At 73.6% G+C, this 6,419-nt stretch carries 8 protein-coding genes; 6 read left to right on the top strand and 2 right to left on the bottom strand.

Annotation, left to right across the window (positions count from 1 at the left end; translation table 11 throughout):
• The 4 genes from IEZ03_RS37590 to IEZ03_RS05580 form a co-directional block, all read left to right on the top strand.
• Positions 1–236 (top strand): amidohydrolase family protein (locus IEZ03_RS37590; protein WP_229808037.1); only part of this gene is annotated, 236 nt, incomplete at its 5' end.
• The gene (locus tag IEZ03_RS05590) at positions 233–526 is read left to right on the top strand and encodes a DUF2470 domain-containing protein (RefSeq protein ID WP_184884678.1); all 294 of its coding nucleotides are present in this window, start codon (positions 233–235) and stop codon (positions 524–526) included. The genes IEZ03_RS37590 and IEZ03_RS05590, both read left to right, overlap by 4 nt.
• Positions 527–647: 121 nt before the next feature.
• Entirely contained in the window at positions 648–1,340 is a 693-nt protein-coding gene (locus IEZ03_RS05585; RefSeq protein WP_184884676.1) for a biliverdin-producing heme oxygenase, read from the top strand.
• Between the two features lie 133 nt (positions 1,341–1,473).
• The gene (locus IEZ03_RS05580; protein ID WP_131954178.1) at positions 1,474–1,668 is read left to right on the top strand and encodes a hypothetical protein; all 195 of its coding nucleotides are present in this window, start codon (positions 1,474–1,476) and stop codon (positions 1,666–1,668) included.
• 134 nt (positions 1,669–1,802) lie between these two features.
• Here IEZ03_RS05580 and IEZ03_RS05575 read toward each other — a convergent pair whose 3' ends face one another.
• Entirely contained in the window at positions 1,803–2,531 is a 729-nt protein-coding gene (locus IEZ03_RS05575) for a Crp/Fnr family transcriptional regulator (RefSeq protein ID WP_229808036.1), read from the bottom strand.
• A gap of 278 nt (positions 2,532–2,809) precedes the next feature.
• A complete protein-coding gene (locus IEZ03_RS05570; protein WP_184884674.1) occupies positions 2,810–3,730 on the bottom strand; it encodes a 5'-3' exonuclease in 921 nt (306 codons plus the stop codon).
• A 93-nt stretch (positions 3,731–3,823) separates the two neighbouring features.
• Between IEZ03_RS05570 and IEZ03_RS05565 the strand changes: the two genes are divergently transcribed.
• On the top strand, positions 3,824–4,933 hold the full coding sequence (locus IEZ03_RS05565; protein ID WP_184884672.1) for a M24 family metallopeptidase: 1,110 nt from the start codon (positions 3,824–3,826) through the stop codon (positions 4,931–4,933).
• A gap of 273 nt (positions 4,934–5,206) precedes the next feature.
• Positions 5,207–6,419 (top strand): ABC transporter ATP-binding protein (locus IEZ03_RS05560; RefSeq protein WP_189241157.1); only part of this gene is annotated, 1,213 nt, incomplete at its 3' end.

Genomic DNA, 6,419 nt, shown 5'->3' with positions numbered 1-6,419 from the left:
CCGGGCTGCCGCCGCGCCGGCTGCCCGAGTACTACGCCCGGCACGACCTGCGGCGCCTCGCGCGCCGGTTCGTGTACGGCACCGACTGGCCGGGCGTCCCCGGCATCGCCCGCAACGCCCGCGCCGTCGCCGCGCTCGGCCTGGACGAGGAGACCGTCTCGCTGGTCCTCGGCGGCAACGCACTCCGGATCTACAAGGGGCTGGCCGACCGGCCCGCAGGAAAGGACGCTCCATGACCGACCCCGGCCCGTTCACCGAGGACGTCGTGCACCAGATCATGCGGCACATGAACGACGACCACGCGGCCGACTGCCTGACGATCTGCCGGGCGCTGGCCGGCCGGCCCGGCGCGACCGCGGCCCGGATGACCGGCATGGACGCCGGCGGCATCGACTTCGCCGTCACCGACGGCGGCGCCGAGCACCGGGTGCGGATCCCGTTCAGTGAGCGCCTCACCGAGCGGCCCCAGGTCAGGCGCGAGGTCGTCCGGATGACCGAGGAGGCCCGCGCCGCGCTCAGCGCGTGACTGGACTTTCCCGACAGCGCGTCGGTAAAGTAGCCGACGTCACGTCGGGAAGATTCGCCGCAACACCTTCCCAGGGAAGTTAGGTAAGGCTAGCCTAATTCCCGGATGAAGGAGGGGCCGGATGGACAGTGCTCGGACGGACGGTGCGCAAGGGGACGGCGCCGGTACGGCGGAGGCGTTCTCGGCGCGGCTGAGGGCCGCGACCTGGAGCGACCACGGCGACAACGAGACCTCCGCCTACATGAGCGCGCTGGTCGAGGGCCGGCTCGGCCGCGACGAGTACGCGGTGCTGGTGGCGCGGCTCCACCCGGTGTACGAACTGCTGGAGGGGGCCGCCGACCGGATGGCGGCGGACCCCGCCGCCGGCCCGTTCGACCTCCCCGGGCTGCGCCGCCTCGAGGCGCTGGAGGCGGACCTCGCGTTCTTCTACGGCCCCCGCTGGCGTGCAAGGATCGAGCCCAGCGCGGCCACCGCGCGCTACTGCGACCGGCTCCGCGAGGTGTGCTTCACCTGGCCGGGCGGCTTCGTCGCCCACCACTACACCCGGTACATGGGCGACCTGTCCGGCGGGCAGTACATCGGCCTGCAGGTCCGCAAGACGCTCGACCTGTCCGCGGGCGACGACGGCGTCCGCTTCTACCGCTTCCCGGGCAAGCCCAAGGCGTACAAGGACCGCTACCGCGACCTCCTGGACGCCGCTCCCTGGGACGCCGCCGAGCAGGAGCGCGTCATCCGCGAGGTCAAGACCGCCTACCGCCTCAACGCCGCCCTCACCGAGGAACTCGGCGAGGGCCTGCGGCCCAGCGCCGCCTGACGCTAAAGCGGACATCACACTTCACGCATTTTCGGCTGACCGGAATGTGGTCGCGGTTTGCCGGGGCTTGACCTGGACATCCGGTAGGCAACCGAGGGGCGGGAAGACGTCCCCGACCGACCGGAGGTCCACAATGCTCGCGATCGTCGCCGCGATCGTCTTCGCGCTCGCCCTGCTGTTCGACCTGGCCGACATCACCTCGGACGCCATCAACAACGGGACGCTGACCGTGCTCGGCCTGCTGCTGCTCGCGCTGCACCTCGGCGGGGTCGGGGCCGGCACCGACTGGCGCTCGCGCGGCCGCGGCCGCACCCGCGCCCGCCGCTGACCCGCCCGCACCGGACCCGTCCGGCCGCCGGGCCGCGCGCCCGCCGGGTCGCGCGGCCCGGCGGTTTCGTGTGCCCGGCCCTTCGCGCAGCGGGACCGCTAAAAAATCTACAATGTAAAGGCGCCGGGCGGTGGCTACCCGGAATCCCGGGCGAACGCCCGCAACCTCGGCGGGTCCACCACGATGATCTTCCGCCAGCCGGTGCGGACGAGGCCCTCGGCGCGGAGCGTGGCGAGGGCCCGCGCGACGGTCTCCCGCGAGGCGTCCATCCAGCTCCCGAGCTCCTCCTGGGACAGCGGCGGGCCCAGCACCACCCCGCCGGAGACGTCCGGCGCGCTGTGCGGCGCCGACCGGTCCGCCAGGTCGGCCAGCAGGATCGCCAGCCGCCGCGCACCCTGCGCGGACACGTGCGCCTGCAGCCGGCGGCCCGCGTCGTCGAGGCGGCGCACGAACGTGCCGCTGACCAGCCGCCACACGCGGGGATGGGCGTCCAGGAAGCCGGTGAACCGGGACGCGGGCACGACCAGGGCCCGGAGCGGGCCGAGCGCCGCCACCGTCGCCGACCGCTCCCGGCCGCCGAGGACCGCGCTCTCGCAGACCAGGTCACCGGGCCCGCGGACGGCGAGCACCACCTCGCGGCCGTCCGCGCCGGACGAGGTCACCTTGGCCCAGCCGGACTCGATGACGATGAGGTGGTCGGAGTCGTCGCCCTGGTAGCACAGCGGCATCCTCGCCTGGTACCCGCGGGGCCGCGCGACCCGCCGGAGCGCCGCCCGCTCCGCGTCGTCCAGCGCGTCCCAGAACGCGTCGGACACGCCGGCGGCGGGCCCGCCGCCCCCCGCGCCCCCGGGCCGCCCGCTCACCGCCGCGCGTCCCCGGCCGCGGGCGTGCCGTGAACCGGTACCCACGGCAGTTGGGGGGAGTGGGGCGGTGAGGCCCAGTGCCGCGGGTACCGGTCGTTCATGCGGCCCGTTCCGTCCGTGACCCCGCCCGGACGGCGGCCGCTCGCGTGCGCATCGTGCATGAGCCCATGAGAACCCCTCACCGATGAGGATGTTGCACGCGGAAGGACGCCCTGTCTGCGTCATCTGACACTTTTGGCGAAAATTGCAGCATCGGGGCGGGCGGGCCGCCCCGCCCGTCACCGGGCCAGGGCGTTGAGCAGCCGGTTGACGGGGCCGCCGAGGTTCCAGCGGTCGGCCAGCTCCACCAGCGCCTCGGGGTCGCGCGCCCCGGCGGGGAGCCGGTCGTCCAGCGCGGCCAGCACCGGCGCCTCGATGTCGGTGACGACCCGCACCACCGTCTCGGCGGCGGCCAGGTAGTCGCGCGCGGCCTCCATCCGGCGCCGCGCGCCCGCCGGGAACCCCTCGGCGGTGCCGGAGTCGAGCGCGGCGAGGATCCCCTCGACCGACCCGAACCGGGTGACCAGCGCGGCGGCGGTCTTGTCGCCGACGCCCGGGACGCCCGGCAGGCCGTCGCTCGGGTCGCCGCGCAGCGTCGCGTAGTCGCCGTAGCCGCGGCCGGGGATGCCGTACTTGGCCGCGACCTCCTTCTCGCCCATCACCTGGAGGTTGCGGATGCCGCGCGCCGTGTACAGGACGAGGACCGGGCCGCGGTCGTCCACCAGCTGGAACAGGTCGCGGTCCCCGGTGACGATGTCGACCGGCCCGTCCGCCGCGCCCCGCGTCGCCAGGGTCCCGATGACGTCGTCGGCCTCGTAGCCGGGGACGCCCGCGCGGGCGAGCCCGAACGCGTCCAGCACCGCGTCGATGACGGGCAGCTGCGCCTCCAGCGCGTCGGGGGTCTGGTCGCCGCCGTCGTCGGCGACCCGGTGCGCCTTGTAGGACGGCAGCGCCGCCACCCGGAACTCGGGCCGCCAGTCGGCGTCCATGCAGCACACGAGCCGCTCCGGCGACCGGTCCTGCACCAGCCGCGCGATCATGTCGATCAGCCCGCGCACCGCGTTCACCGGCGTCCCGTCGGGCGCCGTCACCGACTCGGGCACCCCGAAGAAGGCGCGGAAGTACAGCGACGGCGTGTCCAGCAGCATCAACCCGCTCATGCGAGAACATGCTGCCACGCCGGTACGACGTCGGCGCGCGGGCGCGCCTCTGGGATCCTGGTACCGGAGAAGAACGCGAGATTGGAGACGGGTGTGACAACGGAGTTGTATCCGCGTGAGCGTCCCGGCCTGGTGCGCGACGCGGCGGCGCGGGCCGGTCTCGGCGCGGTGCTGCTGACCCCCGGCCCGGACCTGCGGTACGTCACCGGGTACGACGCCAAGGAGCTGGAGCGGCTCACGTGCCTGGTGGTCCCGGCCGAGGGGGAGGCGTTCCTGGTCGTGCCGCGGCTGGAGCTGCCCGCGGCGCAGGAGTCGCCGGCCGGTTCCCTCGGCCTGGAGCTGGTGCCCTGGGACGAGACGGACGACCCGTACGAGCTCGTCGCCCGCCGCCTGCCCCGCGGCGTGCGGACGGTGGGCGTGGGCGACCGGATGTGGGCGGTCATGGCCCTGCGGTTCCGCGCCGCGATGCCGGACGCCGGGCAGGTCGCGGCCGGGGGAGTGCTGCGCGGGCTGCGGATGCGCAAGAGCGCCGCCGAGGTCGCGGCGCTGCGCGAGGCGGGCGCGGCGATCGACCGGGTGCACCGCCGCGTCCCGGACCTCATCAAGGCCGGCCGCACCGAGCGCGAGGTCGCCCGGGACGTCGCCGAGGCGATCCTCGCCGAGGGCCACACGCGCGTCGACTTCGTGATCGTGGGGTCCGGTCCGAACGGCGCCAGCCCGCACGCGGAGCCGTCGGACCGGGTCATTCGGCCGGGCGAGCCGGTGGTGGTCGACATCGGCGGGACGATGCCGAGCGGGTACTGCTCGGACTCCACCCGCAACTACTGCGTGGGCGAGCCGCCCGCCGAGTACCGCGAGTACTACGCGGTGCTGGAGGAGGCGCAGCGGGCCTCCAGCGCGGCCGTCCGGCCCGGCGTGACGCCCGAGGCGGTGGACGCCGCCGCCCGCGACCTCATCGCGGCGGCCGGGCACGGCGAGCACTTCTTCCACCGCACCGGGCACGGCATCGGCCTGGAGTCGCACGAGGACCCCTACATCGTGGCCGGCAACCGCGAGCCGCTGGAGCCGGGCATGGCGTTCTCGATCGAGCCGGGCATCTACCCGGGCCCGCACGGCGCCCGCATCGAGGACATCGTCGTGTGCACCGAGGACGGCCACGAGTCGGTGAACCACACCGGACGCGGTCTCGTGATCGTGGGCTGAGCGAGGGCTTCGGCCCCCCTGGGACGCGTGGGGCGCGGACGGGTTTCCGTCCGCGCCCCCGCGGCGTTTCGGACGACATCTTTCCACAGAAAGAACAGGTCGGTAACGATCTACGCACCAAATGGGTCAGCGGGCACCGTGCCTGTTGCGGGGCGGGGCGTCGGCCATGTACCACCTTCAGTGTTACGCGGGGGTAAGTCGCGTTCCTGCCGTGCGGCGGGCCCGTTCCCGCCGCGCCGGACGAGTCCGTGCCGTAAACGAAGAGGAGACGCCGTGGCAGAGGTCGATCTGACCAGCGTCGGGAAGGTCTATCCCGACGGCACGCGGGCCGTGACCGACCTGAACCTCCACATATCCGACGGGGAGTTCCTCGTCCTGGTGGGTCCGTCGGGCTGCGGAAAGACGACCGCGCTGCGGATGGTCGCCGGGCTGGAGGACATCTCCGAGGGCGAGATCAGCATCGGCGGCCGCGTCGTCAACCGGGTGCCCGCCCGCGACCGCGACGTGGCGATGGTGTTCCAGAGCTACGCCCTCTACCCGCACCTGTCGGTCCGCGACAACATCGGGTTCGGGCTGTCGCTGCGCAAGCTGCCGAAGGCCGAGATCAAGGAGCGGGTCGACCGCGCGGCGGAGACCCTCGGCCTCACCGAGCACCTGTCGCGCAAGCCCCGCAACCTGTCGGGCGGGCAGCGGCAGCGGGTCGCGATGGGCCGCGCCATCGTCCGCGAGCCGCAGGCGTTCCTGATGGACGAGCCGCTGTCCAACCTGGACGCCAAGCTCCGCGTCCAGATGCGCGCCGAGATCGCGCGGATCCAGCGCGACCTCGGCGTCACCACGATCTACGTCACCCACGACCAGACCGAGGCGATGACGCTCGGCGACCGGGTCGCGGTGATGAAGAAGGGCGAGCTGCAGCAGGTCGCGCCGCCGCAGGAGCTGTACGACCGGCCGGTGAACCTGTTCGTCGCCGGCTTCATCGGCTCACCCGCCATGAACCTGCTTCAGGGCACGCTGTCGGAGGACGCGGAGAACCCGCGCCTGACGATCGGCGACACGACCCTGGCGCTTCCGGCCCGCGTGCTGACCGAGCGCCCGGCCCTGGCGTCACACCTCGGGCGAGACGTCGCCGTCGGCATCCGCCCCGAGGACATGGAGGACTCCGAGCTCGTGGACGCCCCCGAGGGGTCCACCCTGACCTCCACCGCCGACCTGGTGGAGGCGATGGGCTCGGACGTGCTCGTCCATTTCGCGATTGAGGCATCCCCGGTCGTCACCGAGGACACCAGGGAGCTCGCCCGCGACGCGGGCACGGACGTGCTGGGGGAGCTGGAGAGCCCCAGTACGGACCTCGTCGCGCGGTTCAGCCCGCGCACCCGCGTGAAGGTCGGCGACCCGGTGACGATCCGCGTCGACACCGGTCGCCTGCATTTCTTCGATATCGAGTCCGGCGCGTCGATCTGGGGAGCAGACGACGCCGCCGGTTCGC

It is taken from the genome of Actinomadura livida (genome assembly GCF_014648675.1).
Taxonomy (GTDB): domain Bacteria; phylum Actinomycetota; class Actinomycetes; order Streptosporangiales; family Streptosporangiaceae; genus Spirillospora; species Spirillospora livida.
Note: the sequence above shows the minus strand (reverse complement) of the source record. Positions and strands in the feature narration are given on the sequence as shown.